Raw genomic sequence first — 17,477 nt, forward strand, 5'->3', positions numbered from 1 at the left:
CTATGAATAAAATATTTAAAGTCGGCTTAATTGGTTGTGGACATATTTCAGAAACTTATTTTAGAGCTGAAAAATACTTTAATAATATCAAAATTATTAAATGTGCAGATATTAACCATAATAATGCATTAAAATGCGCCAAAAACTTTAAGATTGAGGCATTAACAGTAAAAGAGCTATTAAAAGATAGTGAGATAGAAATTATTCTTAATCTAACAATTCCAAAAGCGCATTATCAAGTAGCAAAGCAAGCTTTAATTAATGGAAAACATGTTTATTCAGAAAAACCACTAGCGATCAATTTTGAAGATGGAAAAAATCTTATAAAATTAGCAAAAAAGAAAAAACTTTATATTGGTAATGCACCAGATACATTTTTAGGTGGTGGTATTCAGAAATCAAAAGAATTAGTTGATAAAAAAATTATTGGTAAGATTAATTTTGGAAATGCAATTTTTGCTTTTCCTGGAGTTCAATCATATCATCCTAATCCTGAACCATGGTTTGCAAAAAAAGAAGGTGGTCCAGTAATTGATATGGGTCCTTATTATTTAACAGCTTTAGTAAATTTACTTGGACCAGCAAAAAAGGTGACAGGCAGTGTTGTCAATGGAATTAAAAGACGAACCATTGGTATAGGACCAAGAAAAAATAAAACATTTAAAGTTGAGTGTCCTACTACATATTTATCTACAATTACTTTTGAGAATGAAAGTGTTATCAGGTTAACTCTTTCCTTTGATGTTATTGCTCATCAAAGAAATCATATAGAGTTATATGGTGATCAAGGTTCAATGATTGTTCCAGATCCAAATATGTTTGGTGGTTCTGTTTATGTTTGTAAAAATTTAGGTGATCCTTGGAAGGAATATAAAACTAACAAGATGCCTTTGGGAAAAATTAATATTAGATCACAAAGTTCTAGAGCAAACGAGTCTGCAACAAACTCTAATTACAGAGGAGCTGGTTTAGCGGAAATGGCTTATTCAATAGAAAATAAAAAAATTAACAAATGCAATGGCGAGCTTTCACTACATGTTTTAGATATTATTAAATCTACAATGAAAGCTTGTACATCAGGCAAACTACAATCAATCAAAACAACTTGCGCAAAGCCTCAACCTTTTTCTTTGAAAGAAGTTAAAAAAATAATAAGGTAATTGTTTAAATAACAATTTATGGCAAAATTAATCGTTATATCTGATCCTTACCCAAGAACACTTGATCTTATTTTTACAAAAAAAAAACTTAAAGAGTTAAAGTCTGAATATGAAATAATAACTCCTCCAAAAATTAATAAAAAAAAATTTTATGAGACTAATATTCATAAGGCTACTTTTATAATGGGTCAGCCTGATCTGGATAAGTCACTTTTATCAAAAGCAAAAAAACTTCAAGCTGTAATTAATGTTGAAAGTAATTTTATGGATAATATTGATTATGAATATTGTTTTCAAAAAGGAATTCATGTTATTGCAACCTCTCCAGTATTTTCGAAACCTGTAGCTGAACTAGCTCTAGGTTTAACTCTATCTTTATTAAGAGATATTCATAATTCACATAAAGATTTTCTCAATAAAACAGAAAAATATGGCTTAGAAGGCAATTTAAAATCCTCTTTATTAAGTGAAAAAAAAATTGGTCTTTTAGGTTATGGAGACTTGGCAAAAGCTTTAACACCTTTATTGGTACCTTTTTCAAGAAATATTAATGTTTATGACCCTTGGGTTCCTAGCAAAACCATTAAAGATGATGGTTTTAATACAATCACTCTAGAGAATATGTTTAAAACTTGTGATGTAATTTATGTGTTGGCAGCAATTACTAAAAATAATCAGTCTCTTATTGATAAAAAACTTCTTGGTAAATTAAAATCAAATTCTTTATTTATTTTAATGAGTAGAGCGGCTGTTGTTAATTTTAAAGATTTAATTAATAGAGTTAAAAAGGGTGATATTTATGTAGCTACAGATGTATTTCCTGAAGAACCAGTTAAAAAAAATGACCCAATAAGAAAAGTAAAAAATTTTTTATTCTCAGCACATCGTGCTGGAGCATTAAAGGACACCTTTGCTGAAATGGGTGAAATTGTCTTAGAGGATATGAGGTTAATTTCAAAAAACTTACCACCAAGACTGTGTAAAAGAGCAGAAAGAGAAACTGTAAAATTAATTAGATCAAAACCTGTTGCAATTAATTAATTTTCTTTTTAAGTTGCAAAAATGATTTCTTCAAAAAAAATTATTCTAGAAGCAAAAGGTATTAGCAAATACTTCGGAACAATTACAGCTTTAGAAAATGTTAATTTGAACATTAAAGAAGGGGAATGCCTGGGTGTAGTTGGAGATAATGGAGCAGGAAAAACCACTTTAATGAAAGTTTTGTCAGGTCTTTACAAGCCTAGCCAAGGATCTTTATTTTTCGAAGGTAAGAAAGAGATACTTGAAAGCCCAAGAGATTCTCAAAATTTAGGCTTAGAAATGGTTTATCAAGACCTTGCTTTAGCAGGTAATCTACCAATTGGTGAAAATATATTTCTTGGTCGTGAGCCAACTAAAAAATTAGGTTTTTTAAAATTTCTTGATTATAAAAAAATAAAAGAAATGTCAGAAGCTCATTTAGATAAATTAAAAATACATGTAAAAAGCGCAGATCAAAAAGTAGAAGAGCTCTCTGGAGGTCAAAGACAAGCAATTGCTATTGCAAGAGCTACTGCATTTAACTCCAAGTTAGTTATTATGGATGAGCCCACTGCTGCTTTAGCAATTAAAGAAGTTGGAAAAGTTTTAGACCTTATAAATAGCTTAAAAAAATTAGGAGTTAGTGTAATTATTATAAGTCATAGAATGGATGATATTTTTGCTGTTTGTGACCGGGTAATGGCACTTTTTCAAGGTACTAATTTTGCTGAATCTGAACTATCAAAAACAACCCGTGACGAAGTGATTGGTTGGATTATGGGGAAAAAATAAATTATGGAAACTAAACAAAATAAAAAACATAGCCTTTTTTTAAAAGCCATCCCATATTTTGATAAATATGGAATATTACTATTGCTCTTTATAATGATGGTTGCATTACACTTTATGCAGCCAGAAGTCTTTCTTTCTTGGAGAAATATAACAAACGTTTTCAAGCAAATTTCATGGCAATCAATGCTTGCTTTAGGAGTTTTTATTGTAATTGTAACTGCTGGAATAGATTTATCTGTTGGATCAATATTAATGTTGTCGCTCATGGTCTTAGCGATAACCTCAAAAGCAGGGGCTGCCTGGTATATTGTTATTTTAATTCCAATAGTTATGGGAGCTTTATGTGGAATGGTTAATGGACTGGGTATAACAATTCTTCGCATGCCCCATCCTTTTATAATGACATTGGGTACGCTTTATATATTTAGGGGAACTGGAAATCTTATTTCAGGAGGAGTGCCGATTAGTGGGTTTACTGACGAAGTTAGAATGCTCGGTAATGGAAGAATTGATTTGACCTGGCTAGGTTTAGAAAAATCTCAATATTTACCAGTTAGCGTAATTTTGATTATAGTTGTTTTCTTTTTAATGTGGGTATTTTTGAATCATACCAGAACAGGAAAATGGATATATGCAATAGGAGGAAATCCAAACGCAGCAAGAGCAGCAGGTATAAATGTTAATAAGATTTTAGTAATTGTTTATTCACTATGTGGATTGTTAGCAGGATTTGGTGCGTTAATTTTAGCTGGTAGAACAGACTCTGGATATCCTAATGCTGGATTAAATGCAGAACTAGATGCTATTGCAGCATGTATTATTGGAGGTGCCAGTTTCTTTGGTGGAAGAGGAACTGTTTTAGGTGTTTTTTGTGGTGTAATGATAATGGGGTTATTGAGAAATGGTTTAAATTTAATGGATGTAAGCTCTTTCTGGCAACAAGTATTAATAGGAACTATCATTGTTCTTGCTGTTTACCTAGATGTTTTAAGGAAAGATCTAGGAACAAGAAAATAAAATAAAAGTTTACCTTAAATTTAAGAAAACAACCTAAACAAGATTTTTTTAAAAAAAAAAAATGTTGTTTTTTTTTTTAAAATGTTATTCAATCGATTTTTAAATAACCAATAAGAGGGAAATAATATGAATAAATTAATTAAAAAAATTGGTGTATTAATTACATCTGTTTTTCTAATATTAAGCATAACTTCAGTAAGTTCTTTTGCTGCTGAAAAAACAATTTTGTTTAGTATTAAAGGTCCTGGATCAGGAAATGCTTTTTGGGCTTCTGTTGAACAAGGAGCTAAAGATGAAGCTAAAAAATTAGGAGTTAAGCTAGTTCTTATAGCACCACCTCAAGAAGGTGATGTTCAATCACAAATTAACCAAGTAGAAGATCAACTTGCAAAAGGTGTTGATGCAATGGCTCTTGCACCAGCTGACCCAAATGCTTTTGCTCCAATCGTTGATGATGCCATTAAGAGTGGAGTTCCTGTTGTATTCGTTGATACACAAGGAATTAATGAAGGAGTAACTTTCATTGGAACAAATAATAAAAATGGAGCTGAGTTAGCTGCTAATTTTATTTGTGATAAAACTCCAAAAGGTTCTGACGTTGCAATTTTAACTGGTATGGAATCTCAATCAACAGCTCTTCTTAGAAGAGATGGTGCAATCAAAGGTTTGAAAGCTTGTGGTTTAAATATTGTTGCTACTCAAACAGCTGAATGGGATACTGCAAAAGCAAGATCTGTTACAGAGTCTATTCTTGTAAAAAATCCTAACATTAAAGCTATCTTTGGATCTAATGATAATATGGCATTAGGTGCTATCCAAGCTCTTGAAGATGCTGGAATGAATGATGTCGTAGTAGTTGGATTTGATGCTACACCAGATGCAGCCACTAGTATTCTAGCTGGTAAGTTAACTGCAACTATTGCACAGTTCTCTTATAATATGGGTGCTTACGGTGTTAAATATGCACTTGCATTAGCTAATGGTGAAAAAATTGATGCTAATATTGATACAGGTACTCAATTAGTAACTAAAGAAAATGCTAACGATTTTAAATAGTCTTTAGAAAAAAATTAAGATTAAAGGGTGGGATTTTTATTCCACCCTTTTTTTTTATGTAATATAATATTCTAATGTTAATAAAAATTGATCCCATTCTAAGCCCTGAACTTTTATTTACTCTTCGTACTATGGGCCATGGAGATAAATTAGTTTTAGCAGATGCAAATTTTCCTGCAAACTCTATGAATAAAAATGTGATAAGATTAGATGGTGTAAATATTAAAGATGCAGCAAAAGCAATCCTTTCTGTGTTTCCTTTAGATAGTTTTATTGTATCTCAAGGTGGAACTGCAGCCAATAGAATGGAAGTCGATGACAATCCTAATGAATTAACAGAAACTCATAAAGAGTTTATTCAAGCAGTTAAAGATATTTCAGGTGAAAGCTGGAAAGTAGGATCTATTGAGAGACAATCTTTTTATACAGAAGCAAAAAAATCTTATGCAATTGTTACAACAACAGATGCTAGACCATTTGGATGCTTTATATTAACCAAAGGGGTAATTAAACCAGATGGAAATGTTTGGGTTGTTGAAAAGTAATGAATTCAATTAGTATTTTTGGTGTATTTGTTGCTGACCTTTGTTTTTTTGGAAATAAAATACCTACTAGAGGTGAGACAGTTTTAGGAAACAACCATTTAGTTGGACCAGGTGGAAAAGGTTCAAACCAAGCAATTGCCGCCGCAAGATTAGAAGGTAATGTTAAGTTTATAACTAAAATTGGTAAAGATAGTCATGCTGAAATGGCACTCTCTTTATATAAAGAAGCAGGAGTGAATACAGGATGTGTAATACAAGATCCAAGTCTTTCAACTGGTGTTGCTGGGATAATGATTGATGAAAATGGACATAATGCGATTAATATTGTGGCAGGTGCTGCTGGGCATTTACAAAATATAGATATTGATAAAAATTTAGATGTAATAAAAGATTCAAAGATATTTTTAACACAAATGGAGACACCAGATCAAACTACAATTTATGCTTTAAAAAAAGCCAAAGAAAATAATTGTCTTACAATTTTAAATCCAGCACCAGCAAGAAAAATACAAAAAGAAGATTTTTCATTACTAGATTTTTTCACACCAAATGAGACAGAAGCAGAGTTTTATCTTAACAAAAAAATTGAGACAAAAGAAGATATTCAAAATGCTGCAAAAGAATTCTTAAGTATGGGTGTTAAGAATATTATTATTACTTTAGGTGCAAAAGGAGTTTATTTTGAAAATAAGGAAGAAAATTATTTTATAGATGCATTAAGTTTGAAAGATGAAGTTATCGATACTACTGGAGCAGGAGATGCTTTTAATGGAGCACTAGCTGTGGCACTTGCGAAAGACTCTAATTATAAAGATGCAATTATTTTTGCAAATAAAGTTGGAGGCATATCAACAACCAGGTTGGGTGCTGCTAGCTCAATGCCATTATTGAAAGAAGTAGAAGAATATTAAGATGACATATAAAGCAAACCATAAAAGATATAATGAGATGCAATACAGAAATTGTGGCTCTAGTGGTCTTAAACTTCCTTTAATAAGCTTGGGTCTTTGGCACAATTTTGGAGGAAAAACTATCAATCCAGAATCTAAAAAAGTTTTATTTAAAGCATTTGATTTAGGAATTACTCATTTCGACTTAGCAAATAATTATGGTCCACCATACGGAAGTGCAGAGACAAATTTTGGCAAAGTAATGAAGGGTGATCTAAAGAAATATAGAGATGAGCTTATTATTTCTTCAAAAGCTGGGTATGATATGTGGGAAGGGCCATATGGAGAATGGGGATCAAAAAAACATGTCATTACTAGTTGTGATCAAAGTTTAAAAAGAATGAATTTAGATTATGTTGATATCTTTTATTCGCATCGTTTTGATCCAAACACACCTCTAGAAGAAACAGCAGATGCTTTAGAAAGTATTTATAGATCCGGAAAAGCGCTATACATAGGTATTTCCTCTTATTCTTCAAAAAAAACCAATCAAATGTTTGAAATTTTAAAATCACGAAATATAAAAATTTTAATTCATCAACCATCATATTCACTAATAAATAGATGGATTGAAAAAAATTTAACTAAAACACTTTTAAAAAAAGAAATTGGTTGCATTGCATTTTCCCCTTTAGCCCAAGGAATGCTTTCTGAAAAATATCTAAAAGGAATACCAAAAATTTCTAGAGCAAATCAAAAAATCACATCATTAGACAAAAGCTTAATTACAAAAAAAAATATTAAAATGATTAATGAGTTAAACTCAATTGCAAAAAAAAGAGGCCAATCATTATCTCAAATGGCTCTTGCATGGACATTAAATAATAAAGTGGTGACTTCAGCTTTAATTGGTGTAAGAAATTTAAAACAATTAAAGGAAAACGTGGAAAGCTTGAAAAATTTAAATTTTTCAAAAAAAGAATTATCATTAATTAATAAAAAAGCTAAAGATGGTGGAATTAATTTGTGGCTTCCATCTAGTTCTTATTAGTGAATAAAACTATCTAGTTCTTATTAGTGAATAAAACTATTCAATAATATTAAAGTCTGATTTATATTTATCTGTAAGTGTAATGCCCAATCCAGGTAAATCATCTTTTAAATCTATAAAACCATTTTTAGGAGAAGGGTCTCCTTCAAAGATATAATAAAATAATTCATTACCAATTTCTACATCATGGACTGGGAAGTATTCTGAAATAGGACAATTTACATTTGCCATTGTTAAATGATAATTATGCATCTGGCCTGCATGAGGAACAACAGGAACTTGATACGCCTCAGCTAAAGCATTAATTTTCTGAGCAGCAGTAATGCCTCCAACTCTATTGGTATCATATTGAATATAGCTTACAGCTTTTAAGTCTAATAATTGTCTAAAACCATATAGATTGAACTCATGCTCTCCACCTGAGATAGGTATTGCATTCATACCATTCAGCTCTGCATACCCATGGATGTCGTCAGCCATAACAGGCTCTTCTAACCATCTAGGATTAAATTTAACTAACCTAGGTATCATTCTTTTTGAATAGTCTAGATTCCAACCCATATAACATTCGAGCATTAAATCTGCATCTTCTCCAATAACCTCTCTTACAGCTTCAACTAAATCGATATTTTTTTTCATTCCCAAAGGACCATCATTGGGTCCCCAGCCAAATCGCATTTTATACATACTAAAACCTTGATCTTTATATAATTGAGCTTCTTTTTGAAGATCTTCTAAAGGTTGAGAGTAAAGTTTAGAAGCGTATACGGGAATTTTTTTTTTTGTTCTACCACCCAATAGTTTGAAAACTGGTTTTTTTGTAATTTTTCCGATTATATCCCATATTGCTATATCAATTGCAGATATTGCAATCATTCCAATGCCTCTTCTACCCCAAGCCATAGTTTGACGATACATTTTTGCCCAAATATAAGAGTAATCAAATGGATCCTCTCCAATTACTAGTTGTTTTAGATATGTATCAATAGTTTTTTTAACAACCTGTGGAGCTAAAGCAGCATTACCAATTCCTACTATTCCATCATCAGTTTCTATCTCACATACTAGCCATTCATGAAAACGAAAAGAACCCATGGCGTCCGATTTTTCATAAAGTAAATCTGAAGCGTTGGTACAAAAGTTGCTTTGTGGAGGAACAGTCTTACCTTTCCATTGATAAACTTTGGTTGTAATTTTTTTAATTTTAGTCATTAGTTTTATTTTCTGCCATTCTTAATGCAATTTTGAAGGAATTTAAAGTAGGTTCTAAATTAGCCTCATTTTTTCCAGCAATATCAAAGGCAGTACCATGTGCTGGAGTTGTTATTGGAACTGGCAAACCACCTTGAACAGTAACACCTCTATCAAAACCAAATGCTTTTAAGCCTGATTGTAGTGCATCGTGATACATACCAACAATACAATCATGGTTTTTATTTTTAAAAGCAGTAATAAAAGATGTATCACAGGGTAGTGGGCCATCAGCATTAATACCCAAACTTTTAGCCAATTCAATAGCAGGAATAATTTCATCTTTTTCTTCAGTTCCAAATTCTGCATGAGGGTTAAGTGCCTGAACGGCAACTCTAGGATTTTTTACTCCATTAAGTATCATCGCTTCGTTAATTAATTTAATTGGTTTAATAATTTTTTCTTTTTTTATATGTAAAGGAACCTCACTAATAGGTATGTGAGAAGTAACTCGAGCAGTCCAAAAGTTATCTATCACATTGAATTCACAAAAAAATTTTTTTACATCTAGTTTTTCAGCCATTAAATGAAGCTCATCAGAGAATTTATTACCTCCAAGTTTTAAACTTGTCTTATTAAAAGGAGCAAAGTTTATTGCATCAATTTTATTTTCTTTTGCTAATTCTAAAGCTAAATTCAAAGCATTTAAAACACTTTCACCTGACTCCTTTGAGCATTCAGATAATTTATAATTATGGTTTTTACCTTTAGAGATATCTAAAAAAAACGTTTTTCCTTCATTAAAATTAATTTGATCAAATTTTTCTACAAATTTTAAATTTTGTGACTTACCAGTAATTTTATTTCCAGCATCAAGTATATTTTTTTCACCTATGACAACAATATTTGCTTTATCTATAATTTCTTCAGATAGTAGTTTGATATCAACTTCGGCCCTATACCCGAAGGATCACCTAATAATAAAGCAATGTTTATTTTTTGCACACTCATTTTATACGGTAGTTATTTCTTTTAAATCTTTGTACGACAATTGTTTCTTTTAAATTTTTATAATAGTATATTATAAAAATAAACAAACGAGAGGAAAATAATGAAAAAAACATTTAAAGCAATTTTAGTTGCTGCATTTGTAGTAGCTGAATTTTTTGTGATTGCATTACCTATAGTAACTACATCAGCTAAAGCTGATGGTGCTATTCAAGCAATTACTCACGCAGGTTTTGGTGGTGGTACAGATGTTACTACTAGAATGATGCTTTTAAGAGCAAGAAGAGTTCTTAAACAAGACATGCAATTAGTTAACAAAAAAGGTGGCGGTGGTGCCGTTTCTATGGATTATATGATGTCACTTTCCTGCTGACGGTCAACACACTTTGACTTGGACTACTGGTCACGCTGTTTCTATGGCGCTAGGTAAAACAAAAGTTAAATTAAGTGATATGCAACCTTTAGCAAGAGGAACTGATGATCCTCAATTATTTGTTGTTAACTGTAAAGCTGACATTAAAGATGCTAAAAAATTTATTAGTGTTCAAAAATCAAAATCACTTAAGTATGGAACAACTCATACAGGTGGAATTGATGATGTAAGTGCAATTGCTTTTACAAAAAAAGGTGGATTAAAAGATCCTACTATCGTTGCATACAAAGGTGTTGCACCAATTAAAACAAACTTAATCAAAGGAGATATTGATGTGGGTGTTTTAAATTTAGGTGAAGCATTAACAGAAATTAATGAAGGAACATTGTGCGTTTCTGTAGTTCTTGCAAACGAAAGAATGGCTAAAATTGGAGATTCTCCAACAGCTAAAGAATTAGGAATACCTGTTTCTTTATCTACTGTTAGAGGGTTTGTAACTAAAAAAGGTGCTCCTGCTGCAAGAGTTAAAGAGCTTGAAGCTGGAATGATGAAAGCTATGGGACATAACTATTACAAAAATTTCTTAACTGAAATTGGTCTTGACGACACTAGTGTAGTTGGTGCTGATGAGTGGGGTAAGCAAATGGAAGAAATGCTTAAAGAAATGACTGCTCAATTAAAAGCTTTAGGTTACCTTAATTAATCAAAAGTAGTACATTTTTTGATATGAATAATGTACTAAAGAAAAAAGGGGCGAACAAAAGTAGTTTGCCCTTTTTTTTAAAAAGCTCTTTTAAAGTATCTTTTATAATAATATTAATTTCATTAATCTTACTAATAACAACATTTACATTTGATGCAGTTCCACCAATTTTAAATAGAGGCATTCAACCTGCTACATTTCCTAAAGCATTATTGGTTTTAATAATTGTTTTAACATTAATTGTTTTTTATTTATCAATTAAAACACCATGGAAAAAAGAGAATAAATTACCTAAGTCATTTTTTATAACACTAATAGCTTTTGTTTTATTTTTAATCATTGCAAAGACATTAGATTTTTTCTTGGCTATTGCAGTCTTTTCGGCTTTAGTTTCTTATTATTGGGGAGAAAAAAGAATAATTTACCTTTTAATTGTAAGTATATTATTTCCAATAATTGTATTTATATTTTTTGAAACATTTTTAGGATTAAGGTTTCCACCAGGAATAATTACTAATATTTACTATAATTAGTATGGAAAATTTATCTTATATGTTGGCTCCTCTATTTAGCTCTAAGCTATTAATAGTTTTATTTTTTGGAACTTTATTTGGATTAATTTTAGGAGTACTGCCTGGGTTGGGTCCGACAACTGGTGGAGCATTAATTTTACCTTTTACAATGACACTTGATCCACTTTCGGCAATCGTATTATTAACAGCAATTTATTGTGCGGGAACATATGGTGGAGCAATTACTGCAATATTAATTAATACACCAGGAACACCCGCCGCCGCTGCAACATGTCTTGATGGATATCCATTAGCACAAAAAGGAGAGGCTGGAAGAGCGTTAGGTATGGCAACAGTTTCTAGTACAATTGGAGGAATTTTTAGTGTTATTATTCTTGTCTTTTTTGCACCATTACTAGCAAAACTTGCTTATGAATTCGGTCAACCAGAATATTTTGCTTTAGCAATATTTGGCTTAACTATGCTTGCATCAATTGGTGAAGGTAGTCCTGTTAAAAATTTAATTGCAGCAGCATTTGGTATTTTGATTTCAACTGTTGGAAAAGATTTTATGACTTCAATAGATAGATTTACATATGGTATTAATGAATTATCAGAAGGAATAGGTTTTATTCCTGTAGTAGTTGGGTTATTTGCAATTAGTGAAATGTTAACTCAGTCAACTATGTTAGATCAAGTATTTAAAAGAGTTGCTTTAAAAGCTGTAAAATTACCATCATTAAAAGATTATAAATTAACCTGGAAAACAATCCTTAGGTCTTCAGGAATAGGGTCGTTTATTGGTGTACTTCCTGCTGAAGGAGGAACAGTTGCTTCTTTAATTGGATATTCAGAGGCAAAACGTTGGTCAAAAACCCCAGAAGAATTTGGAAAAGGATCTATAGAAGGAATTGCTGGCGCAGAAGCTGCAAATAATGCTGCAACTGGAGGTGCAATGGTTCCAACATTAGCATTAGGAATTCCTGGTAGCGCAACTACTGCAGTAATCTTAACGGGTCTAATAATTCATGGAGTAAGACCAGGCCCAGAGCTGTTTAGAGAACAACCAGAGTTTTTGTATGGAATTTTTGGATCAATGCTAATTGCAAATATATTATTTTTTATTTTTGGTTTTTTTGGAGCTAAACTGTTTGCTAGAATTACTTTGGTACCAAACAAGATTTTATGGCCAATGATTTTTGCACTTTCAGTTTGTGGAACCTACTCTTTAAGTCAATCTATTACAGATGTTTGGATAATGTTATTCTTTGGTGTTGTAGGTTTTTTTATGAGAAGATATGGTTTTTCTGTAGTACCAGTTATTATAGGGTTAATTTTAGGAGAGTTAGTTGAAGGAACTTTAAGACAATCTCTAGTAATATTTGATGGCAATTGGTTAATGTTTTTAACAAGACCAATAGCCTTAACTTTTTTTACACTAGCAATTATTGCTTTGCTTTTTCCATTATTTAAGAAAAAAAAAATAATTAAATTAAAAAAAAGTTAAAATAAAAAGTTAGCCACATGAATGATTATAATCTAAAAAAAAGAAGAGCGATATTAACTGGTGAAGCGCAGAGTTTTAGGTTACCTATTACTATAAAAGTTATTGCATTTAAATAACAACACAAATTTTTTTATGATTTTTTAAGTCTTATAAATAGTGTGCTTTATCTTTAATTCGCACCATCACTTCTTTCGTTGCTTCTTCAGACCCATCATGAAAGGTACCCATTAGTTTATCTAAGAAACTCGTGTTGCCTCCTGAATAATTACATTCAAAATATTTATGATGCACATAATGGTTGTAATCTCCTGTTGGAAGTGATGAACCATTTTTAAAAGTCATTTTTTCATATCCAGTATGACCTGGTGTTGGTGCTAGTCCTGCATGAAAGACGTGATACATTGCTACTAGTGGATGAGATGGTATTATCCAATGAATAAGAACACCTGAAAAATAAAGTATATGCTCTATTGGATGCATAGACAGACCAGACCAGGCACCTGTATTCGTATTGCGATGATGTACTTTGTGTGAAATTCTATACAATGGACCCCAGTGCAACAGTCTATGTGTTAAATAAAAATGTGCATCTCTAATAAAAGGTACAAGAAAAAATAAAAAACAACAATATATTGGGTACATTTCCCAACTAACATATGGAATTATTTGATTTGCAAATGCCCAGAAAGTAATGACTTCATACGCCGTCCACAAAGGTACACCACTACAAAAAGTATAAAATAGATTATCCTTTGTTTGGTTGTTAAATAAAAATGTTGTATTATTTTCTTCTAAAGGTCTTGGATTATATTTAAAAGAAGTTCCTTGATTTTTCAGTCGTAAGTGAAAAAACCCAGTCCAAAGTAATATAATACCTACATTTCTAAAAAATATAAACGCTATCCAGCTTACTTCCAATGTTTTCATTGTTTCCAATGAAGGTGTAAGAAAAAAATATGTTAAAATTGTTATTAATCCAAAAATAAATGTCCATGGAAACATCATTCCTGGATATTTAAAATAGTACTTAAATAATTTTAAGGGTTTAAATGGAATTACATAGGGTGGATTAACAGCTATAGTTCCAAAAGGTTTCCAATGACCTCTTTTATCTCTAGTACCAAAATTTTCATCGTTTAATTTATCTTCACTCATCTGCTACCTTTTTTTTTCTAAATTATTTAAAAAAGTATCTAATTCTTTTTCATCGATTTCAACAATATTTTTGTCATCTGGAAAAATCCCTTCCTTAACATCATTATAAAATTCTTTAAAAGCATCCACTCTTTCTTCTTGTAATCTCTTAAATTCTTGTGAAAAATTTCTATAGGATTTTGCATGTCTAGGTACATGGCCAGTTGTGGTTCCTAAAATGTCACAGGCAAATAAATATTGAACATCGCAACCTGAGCCACTTCCCAATGAAAGAATTGTTGTATCAATTTTTTTTGAAATTGCTGAAGCAACTTGATGAGGCACACATTCCATTTCGATTGCAACAGCACCAGCATCTTGAAACCTTAAACAGTCTTCATAAACTTTAAGAGCATCATCAGAGTTTTTTCCTACAGCTTTAAAACCACCAGTCCAAGTTGTTCGTTGAGGAATTAGCCCTACATGACCTAAACATGGAATACCTTCTTCGTATAATGATTTTAAAATTTCAATTCTGTGACAGTAGAACATATCAAAATCATGCTCTAACATTTTAAATGCTAATTTTTTTGCTTCATCAAGTGTTGGCCAAAGAGTATCTGGAGCTCCATAATGCATAAAAGCATTAGGTGCTGCTTTTCGAATATTTAATACCTCTTCAAAACTAGCATGATCATGTGGATTGTTATATTTTCCACTAGCTCCTGTGCCTATCATTTCAATTCCCACTTGATTAGCTGCAAGCGCTTCTTCTTCGTTTTTTACAAGTATTAAAGTGAGTTGTTTTTTTCCCTTTAAATTTTTTAAATCTTTTACAGTAATTTTTTTTGTCATTGATTAATTATTTACATCCGGAACTTCAACATCTACAAAATAATCCTTGTCTTTAGATTGTTTTAAAATAGCTGGAATAATAGATCTATATGCCTGAAATAAATTTTTATAGGGTTTTGGCATTTGATTTTTTACTTCCTCGTGAAACCTTTTTAAATTGTGACACGGAACTTTTGGGAAGATATGATGTTCAATATGATATTCCATGTGAGAATATAAAAAACTAAAAAATGGATTCATTATTACAGTACGCGTACTTTTACGATGATCTTTAACATTATCAGCTAAGCCAGCATGTTGAGTCATGGTGCAGATCATTAGAATAGTATTACCAAAAAATGGTGGTAAAATTATCATAATTACAGGAAGCCACGATTGTAGGTAGATTGAAATAGCTATAACAAATAACCACAGAAAAACATATATACGAGACATATTAATAACTTTTTTAATTTCGTTTTCAGGGACAGTAATTTTTACAACTGGAGACATAATTCCTAATGAGTGTTTAATAATTTCAAAATGAGTAAAATGCATTACTTTTTGAATATTAAATAACGGACCCAAAGGTAAGAAATTTAAAAAAAACCTTATAGGCTCTGTTGGTCTGGGGCTATTATTCTCATAATCATAAACTTCTTTATGAGTGAAAATTGTATGCGTGTGGTGGTGAAAATGACTCCACTTCCATCTAACGGACTCAAAACCACCAAGAAAAGATGTAATTTCATAAAAAATTTTATTTAATCGCCTTGATCTAAAATATGTCTCATGATTTGTTTCATGGTTTACACTTATAGTTTTGCAATAAAAGATATTTCCATAAAGCAATAAAGCGGGGATAGACCACCATGTGCCCCATGAAATAACACAAAGATATCCTGAAAATAGTAATGCTATGCCAAATATGGAAATATCAATGATACCTTTAACATCAGATCTTTTAGATAGGTCCTTAAGAACCTTTTTGTCAATTTTGGGTTTGTACCAACTATTTAGATCAACTTCTCCAGCAAACATATATCTATAATTTTTCTGAGAGTTTTAAAAAGTTTTCAAACTCTTTATCATCAATACCAACAGTAATTTTAGGATCATTAAAATTTTTGTTAATAGTATCTTCATGAAATTCCCTAAAAGCATTAACTCTTTCAGCTTGAAGTTTAGCAAATTCTTTTTTGAAATCTCTATAAATTCTTGCATGTCTAGGGGTATGGCCTTCAGTGTAGCCCAGCACATCATTAGCAAACAAATACTGCCCATCGCACCCTGATCCACTTCCCATAGAAAGCGTCATTATATTTACTTTTTTAGATATTACCTCAGCAACTTTAGGAGGAACAACTTCTAATTCTACACCAATGACCCCAGCTTCTTGTAATTCTATTGTATTTTGCAAAATTTTCATTGCTGTGTCAGCTGTTTTTCCTTGAGCTTTAAAACCACCTATCCATGTAGCAATGCCTGGAACTAAACCAACATGACTATTAATAGGAATAAATTCATCTCTTAAAGCTCTAATCCATTTATAACTCCAATTACCTCCGTAAACAACATCGGCTCCTACATCTAAATATTTATGACATAATTTCATTGCTTCATACTCTGAAGCTATTCGTACGGCACCACCTGATTGCATAAAGCATGTTGGAGCAGCTTCCCGAATTCTTTTTAATTCATCGAATGAGTTATAAATTCCATATTGAGGAGCGTCATGAGAAGTGCAAATCATATCAATACCCGCTTTTTCTGCAGCTGCTGCTTCCTCAGCATTATGAACAAACATAACACTTAATTGTCTTTTACCCTTACACTGCAAATAATCGTGAACTGTTAGTTTTTTTCTAGTCATTAATATTTCTTAATTATAGTTAAGATATCTTAATATAAACCTTATCATTTTCAACTTTAATTGGATAAGTTTTTAAATCCTTACAAGCAGGGGGGCTTATAGCTTCTCCAGATTTAATATTAAATATACCTTGATGCATTGGGCATTCAATTTCTCCATCCATAACTATACCATCTTCTAAGTGAACTGCCTCATGAGTACAAACTCCATCAGTTGCATAAAATCCATCTTCCAGTTTGTAGACGCAGTAAGTTTTATCTTTATGATCAAACCTAAGAATATCTTCGACATCCATATTATCTGTTTCACCTACATGTTGCCAATTTTCTTTTTCAATTACCATATAATTTAATTAGTATTTTTATATTAAATTTTATACATTTTTTTTTAGTAAAATAAAATTTTAAATGCTATAATATGAAAATCATACTATAGTACATTATGTCGCAAAAAAAAATAAATTATCCACTCAAGAACACTCTTAACCTTTTAGATAATAAATTTAAGTTTGAAATTATTTTTTATTTAACACAAAATAAGATGCGTTTTGGAGAAATTAAAAGTAACTTATTGCATATAAATCAACAATTATTAGCAAAGCTACTGAAGCAATTAGAAAAAGATAAACTTATTAAAAAAAAAGAATTCAAAGGATTTCCAAAAAAAGTTGAATATAACATCACATTCTTTGGCCTTTTATTCAAACCATTAGTGGACAATATGCATAAGTGGGAAGAAAAGAATAAGAAAACTTTACTGAAAAATATCAATAAGAAAAATTCTGATTCTTTGTATGATTATTATTAATATA

General features: G+C 31.0%; 20 protein-coding genes. 13 read left to right on the plus strand and 7 right to left on the minus strand.

Features of this window, described 5'->3' with window-relative positions:
* Nucleotides 1–2: 2 nt before the first annotated feature.
* The 8 genes from ABXT72_RS02125 to mgrA all read left to right on the plus strand — a co-directional run bounded on the left by ABXT72_RS02125 (nt 3) and on the right by mgrA (nt 7,531).
* Nucleotides 3–1,160: a Gfo/Idh/MocA family protein gene (locus ABXT72_RS02125; RefSeq protein WP_415278742.1), complete on the plus strand. Its 1,158-nt coding sequence runs from the start codon at nt 3–5 to the stop codon at nt 1,158–1,160.
* 18 nt (nt 1,161–1,178) lie between these two features.
* Nucleotides 1,179–2,201 (plus strand): NAD(P)-dependent oxidoreductase, encoded by a 1,023-nt coding sequence (locus tag ABXT72_RS02130; RefSeq protein ID WP_415278743.1) that lies wholly within the window; start codon nt 1,179–1,181, stop codon nt 2,199–2,201.
* A gap of 21 nt (nt 2,202–2,222) precedes the next feature.
* On the plus strand, nt 2,223–2,972 hold the full coding sequence (locus ABXT72_RS02135) for an ATP-binding cassette domain-containing protein (protein WP_415278745.1): 750 nt from the start codon (nt 2,223–2,225) through the stop codon (nt 2,970–2,972).
* Nucleotides 2,973–2,975: 3 nt separating this feature from the next.
* Nucleotides 2,976–3,989: an ABC transporter permease gene (locus ABXT72_RS02140; protein ID WP_415278747.1), complete on the plus strand. Its 1,014-nt coding sequence runs from the start codon at nt 2,976–2,978 to the stop codon at nt 3,987–3,989.
* Nucleotides 3,990–4,115: 126 nt separating this feature from the next.
* A complete protein-coding gene (locus ABXT72_RS02145; RefSeq protein WP_415278749.1) occupies nt 4,116–5,045 on the plus strand; it encodes a sugar ABC transporter substrate-binding protein in 930 nt (309 codons plus the stop codon).
* Nucleotides 5,046–5,119: 74 nt separating this feature from the next.
* Nucleotides 5,120–5,590: an RbsD/FucU family protein gene (locus tag ABXT72_RS02150; RefSeq protein WP_415278751.1), complete on the plus strand. Its 471-nt coding sequence runs from the start codon at nt 5,120–5,122 to the stop codon at nt 5,588–5,590.
* Nucleotides 5,590–6,501, plus strand: coding sequence for a ribokinase (gene rbsK, locus ABXT72_RS02155; protein ID WP_415278752.1), 912 nt, complete (start codon nt 5,590–5,592; stop codon nt 6,499–6,501). The genes ABXT72_RS02150 and rbsK overlap by 1 nt, the downstream gene beginning before the upstream one ends.
* A 1-nt stretch (nt 6,502) precedes the next feature.
* On the plus strand, nt 6,503–7,531 hold the full coding sequence (gene mgrA, locus ABXT72_RS02160) for an L-glyceraldehyde 3-phosphate reductase (RefSeq protein WP_415278755.1): 1,029 nt from the start codon (nt 6,503–6,505) through the stop codon (nt 7,529–7,531).
* Nucleotides 7,532–7,567: 36 nt separating this feature from the next.
* Here mgrA and ABXT72_RS02165 read toward each other — a convergent pair whose 3' ends face one another.
* Both ABXT72_RS02165 and ABXT72_RS02170 read right to left on the minus strand, forming a co-directional pair.
* Nucleotides 7,568–8,743, minus strand: coding sequence for an L-rhamnonate dehydratase (locus tag ABXT72_RS02165; protein WP_415278756.1), 1,176 nt, complete (start codon nt 8,741–8,743; stop codon nt 7,568–7,570).
* A complete protein-coding gene (locus ABXT72_RS02170; protein ID WP_415279154.1) occupies nt 8,736–9,665 on the minus strand; it encodes a 4-hydroxythreonine-4-phosphate dehydrogenase PdxA in 930 nt (309 codons plus the stop codon). Before ABXT72_RS02170 ends, ABXT72_RS02165 begins: the two co-directional genes overlap by 8 nt.
* A gap of 168 nt (nt 9,666–9,833) precedes the next feature.
* On the opposite strand from ABXT72_RS02170, the gene ABXT72_RS02175 reads away from it, so the two are divergent.
* From ABXT72_RS02175 to ABXT72_RS02190, 4 genes are read left to right on the plus strand one after another with little or no spacing between them, the layout of a single operon-like run.
* Nucleotides 9,834–10,103 carry a hypothetical protein gene (locus ABXT72_RS02175; protein WP_415278757.1) on the plus strand — a complete coding sequence of 90 codons (270 nt, stop codon included), beginning with the start codon at nt 9,834–9,836 and terminating at the stop codon, nt 10,101–10,103.
* Nucleotides 10,104–10,116: 13 nt separating this feature from the next.
* A complete protein-coding gene (locus ABXT72_RS02180) occupies nt 10,117–10,806 on the plus strand; it encodes a Bug family tripartite tricarboxylate transporter substrate binding protein (RefSeq protein ID WP_415278758.1) in 690 nt (229 codons plus the stop codon).
* A 23-nt stretch (nt 10,807–10,829) separates the two neighbouring features.
* Nucleotides 10,830–11,339, plus strand: coding sequence for a tripartite tricarboxylate transporter TctB family protein (locus ABXT72_RS02185; RefSeq protein WP_415278759.1), 510 nt, complete (start codon nt 10,830–10,832; stop codon nt 11,337–11,339).
* 1 nt (nt 11,340) lies between these two features.
* Nucleotides 11,341–12,825 carry a tripartite tricarboxylate transporter permease gene (locus ABXT72_RS02190; RefSeq protein WP_415278761.1) on the plus strand — a complete coding sequence of 495 codons (1,485 nt, stop codon included), beginning with the start codon at nt 11,341–11,343 and terminating at the stop codon, nt 12,823–12,825.
* Nucleotides 12,826–12,972: 147 nt separating this feature from the next.
* Here the strand turns inward: ABXT72_RS02190 and ABXT72_RS02195 are convergent, their stop codons facing one another.
* From ABXT72_RS02195 to ABXT72_RS02215, 5 genes are read right to left on the minus strand one after another with little or no spacing between them, the layout of a single operon-like run.
* A complete protein-coding gene (locus tag ABXT72_RS02195; RefSeq protein ID WP_415278762.1) occupies nt 12,973–13,980 on the minus strand; it encodes a sterol desaturase family protein in 1,008 nt (335 codons plus the stop codon).
* A 3-nt stretch (nt 13,981–13,983) separates the two neighbouring features.
* Nucleotides 13,984–14,814, minus strand: coding sequence for a 3-methyl-2-oxobutanoate hydroxymethyltransferase (locus tag ABXT72_RS02200; RefSeq protein WP_415278764.1), 831 nt, complete (start codon nt 14,812–14,814; stop codon nt 13,984–13,986).
* Between the two features lie 3 nt (nt 14,815–14,817).
* Nucleotides 14,818–15,834, minus strand: a complete 1,017-nt coding sequence (locus tag ABXT72_RS02205; RefSeq protein ID WP_415278766.1) for a fatty acid desaturase — start codon at nt 15,832–15,834, stop codon at nt 14,818–14,820.
* A gap of 4 nt (nt 15,835–15,838) precedes the next feature.
* Nucleotides 15,839–16,666, minus strand: coding sequence for a 3-methyl-2-oxobutanoate hydroxymethyltransferase (locus ABXT72_RS02210; protein ID WP_415278767.1), 828 nt, complete (start codon nt 16,664–16,666; stop codon nt 15,839–15,841).
* Nucleotides 16,667–16,685: 19 nt separating this feature from the next.
* Complete coding sequence (locus ABXT72_RS02215; protein ID WP_415278769.1) at nt 16,686–17,009, minus strand: non-heme iron oxygenase ferredoxin subunit; 324 nt, start codon at nt 17,007–17,009, stop codon at nt 16,686–16,688.
* A 98-nt stretch (nt 17,010–17,107) separates the two neighbouring features.
* Here ABXT72_RS02215 and ABXT72_RS02220 point away from each other — a divergent pair, with 98 nt between their 5' ends.
* Nucleotides 17,108–17,473, plus strand: coding sequence for a winged helix-turn-helix transcriptional regulator (locus ABXT72_RS02220; protein WP_415278770.1), 366 nt, complete (start codon nt 17,108–17,110; stop codon nt 17,471–17,473).
* Nucleotides 17,474–17,477: the final 4 nt, after the last annotated feature.

Origin of the sequence: Candidatus Pelagibacter sp. Uisw_094 (assembly GCF_047729535.1) — a bacterium.
Taxonomy (GTDB): Bacteria; Pseudomonadota; Alphaproteobacteria; order Pelagibacterales; family Pelagibacteraceae; genus Pelagibacter.

Coding starts and splice junctions, on each gene's coding strand:
- ABXT72_RS02145 (WP_415278749.1), top strand. CDS start 4,116: ATGAATAAATTAATTAAAAAAATTGGTGTATTAATTACATCTGTTTTT.
- rbsK (WP_415278752.1), top strand. CDS start 5,590: ATGAATTCAATTAGTATTTTTGGTGTATTTGTTGCTGACCTTTGTTTT.
- ABXT72_RS02200 (WP_415278764.1), bottom strand. CDS start 14,814: ATGACAAAAAAAATTACTGTAAAAGATTTAAAAAATTTAAAGGGAAAA.
- ABXT72_RS02165 (WP_415278756.1), bottom strand. CDS start 8,743: ATGACTAAAATTAAAAAAATTACAACCAAAGTTTATCAATGGAAAGGT.
- ABXT72_RS02190 (WP_415278761.1), top strand. CDS start 11,341: ATGGAAAATTTATCTTATATGTTGGCTCCTCTATTTAGCTCTAAGCTA.
- ABXT72_RS02195 (WP_415278762.1), bottom strand. CDS start 13,980: ATGAGTGAAGATAAATTAAACGATGAAAATTTTGGTACTAGAGATAAA.
- ABXT72_RS02215 (WP_415278769.1), bottom strand. CDS start 17,009: ATGGTAATTGAAAAAGAAAATTGGCAACATGTAGGTGAAACAGATAAT.
- ABXT72_RS02150 (WP_415278751.1), top strand. CDS start 5,120: ATGTTAATAAAAATTGATCCCATTCTAAGCCCTGAACTTTTATTTACT.
- ABXT72_RS02140 (WP_415278747.1), top strand. CDS start 2,976: ATGGAAACTAAACAAAATAAAAAACATAGCCTTTTTTTAAAAGCCATC.
- ABXT72_RS02130 (WP_415278743.1), top strand. CDS start 1,179: ATGGCAAAATTAATCGTTATATCTGATCCTTACCCAAGAACACTTGAT.
- ABXT72_RS02175 (WP_415278757.1), top strand. CDS start 9,834: ATGAAAAAAACATTTAAAGCAATTTTAGTTGCTGCATTTGTAGTAGCT.
- ABXT72_RS02220 (WP_415278770.1), top strand. CDS start 17,108: ATGTCGCAAAAAAAAATAAATTATCCACTCAAGAACACTCTTAACCTT.
- ABXT72_RS02210 (WP_415278767.1), bottom strand. CDS start 16,666: ATGACTAGAAAAAAACTAACAGTTCACGATTATTTGCAGTGTAAGGGT.
- mgrA (WP_415278755.1), top strand. CDS start 6,503: ATGACATATAAAGCAAACCATAAAAGATATAATGAGATGCAATACAGA.
- ABXT72_RS02185 (WP_415278759.1), top strand. CDS start 10,830: ATGAATAATGTACTAAAGAAAAAAGGGGCGAACAAAAGTAGTTTGCCC.
- ABXT72_RS02205 (WP_415278766.1), bottom strand. CDS start 15,834: ATGTTTGCTGGAGAAGTTGATCTAAATAGTTGGTACAAACCCAAAATT.
- ABXT72_RS02125 (WP_415278742.1), top strand. CDS start 3: ATGAATAAAATATTTAAAGTCGGCTTAATTGGTTGTGGACATATTTCA.
- ABXT72_RS02135 (WP_415278745.1), top strand. CDS start 2,223: ATGATTTCTTCAAAAAAAATTATTCTAGAAGCAAAAGGTATTAGCAAA.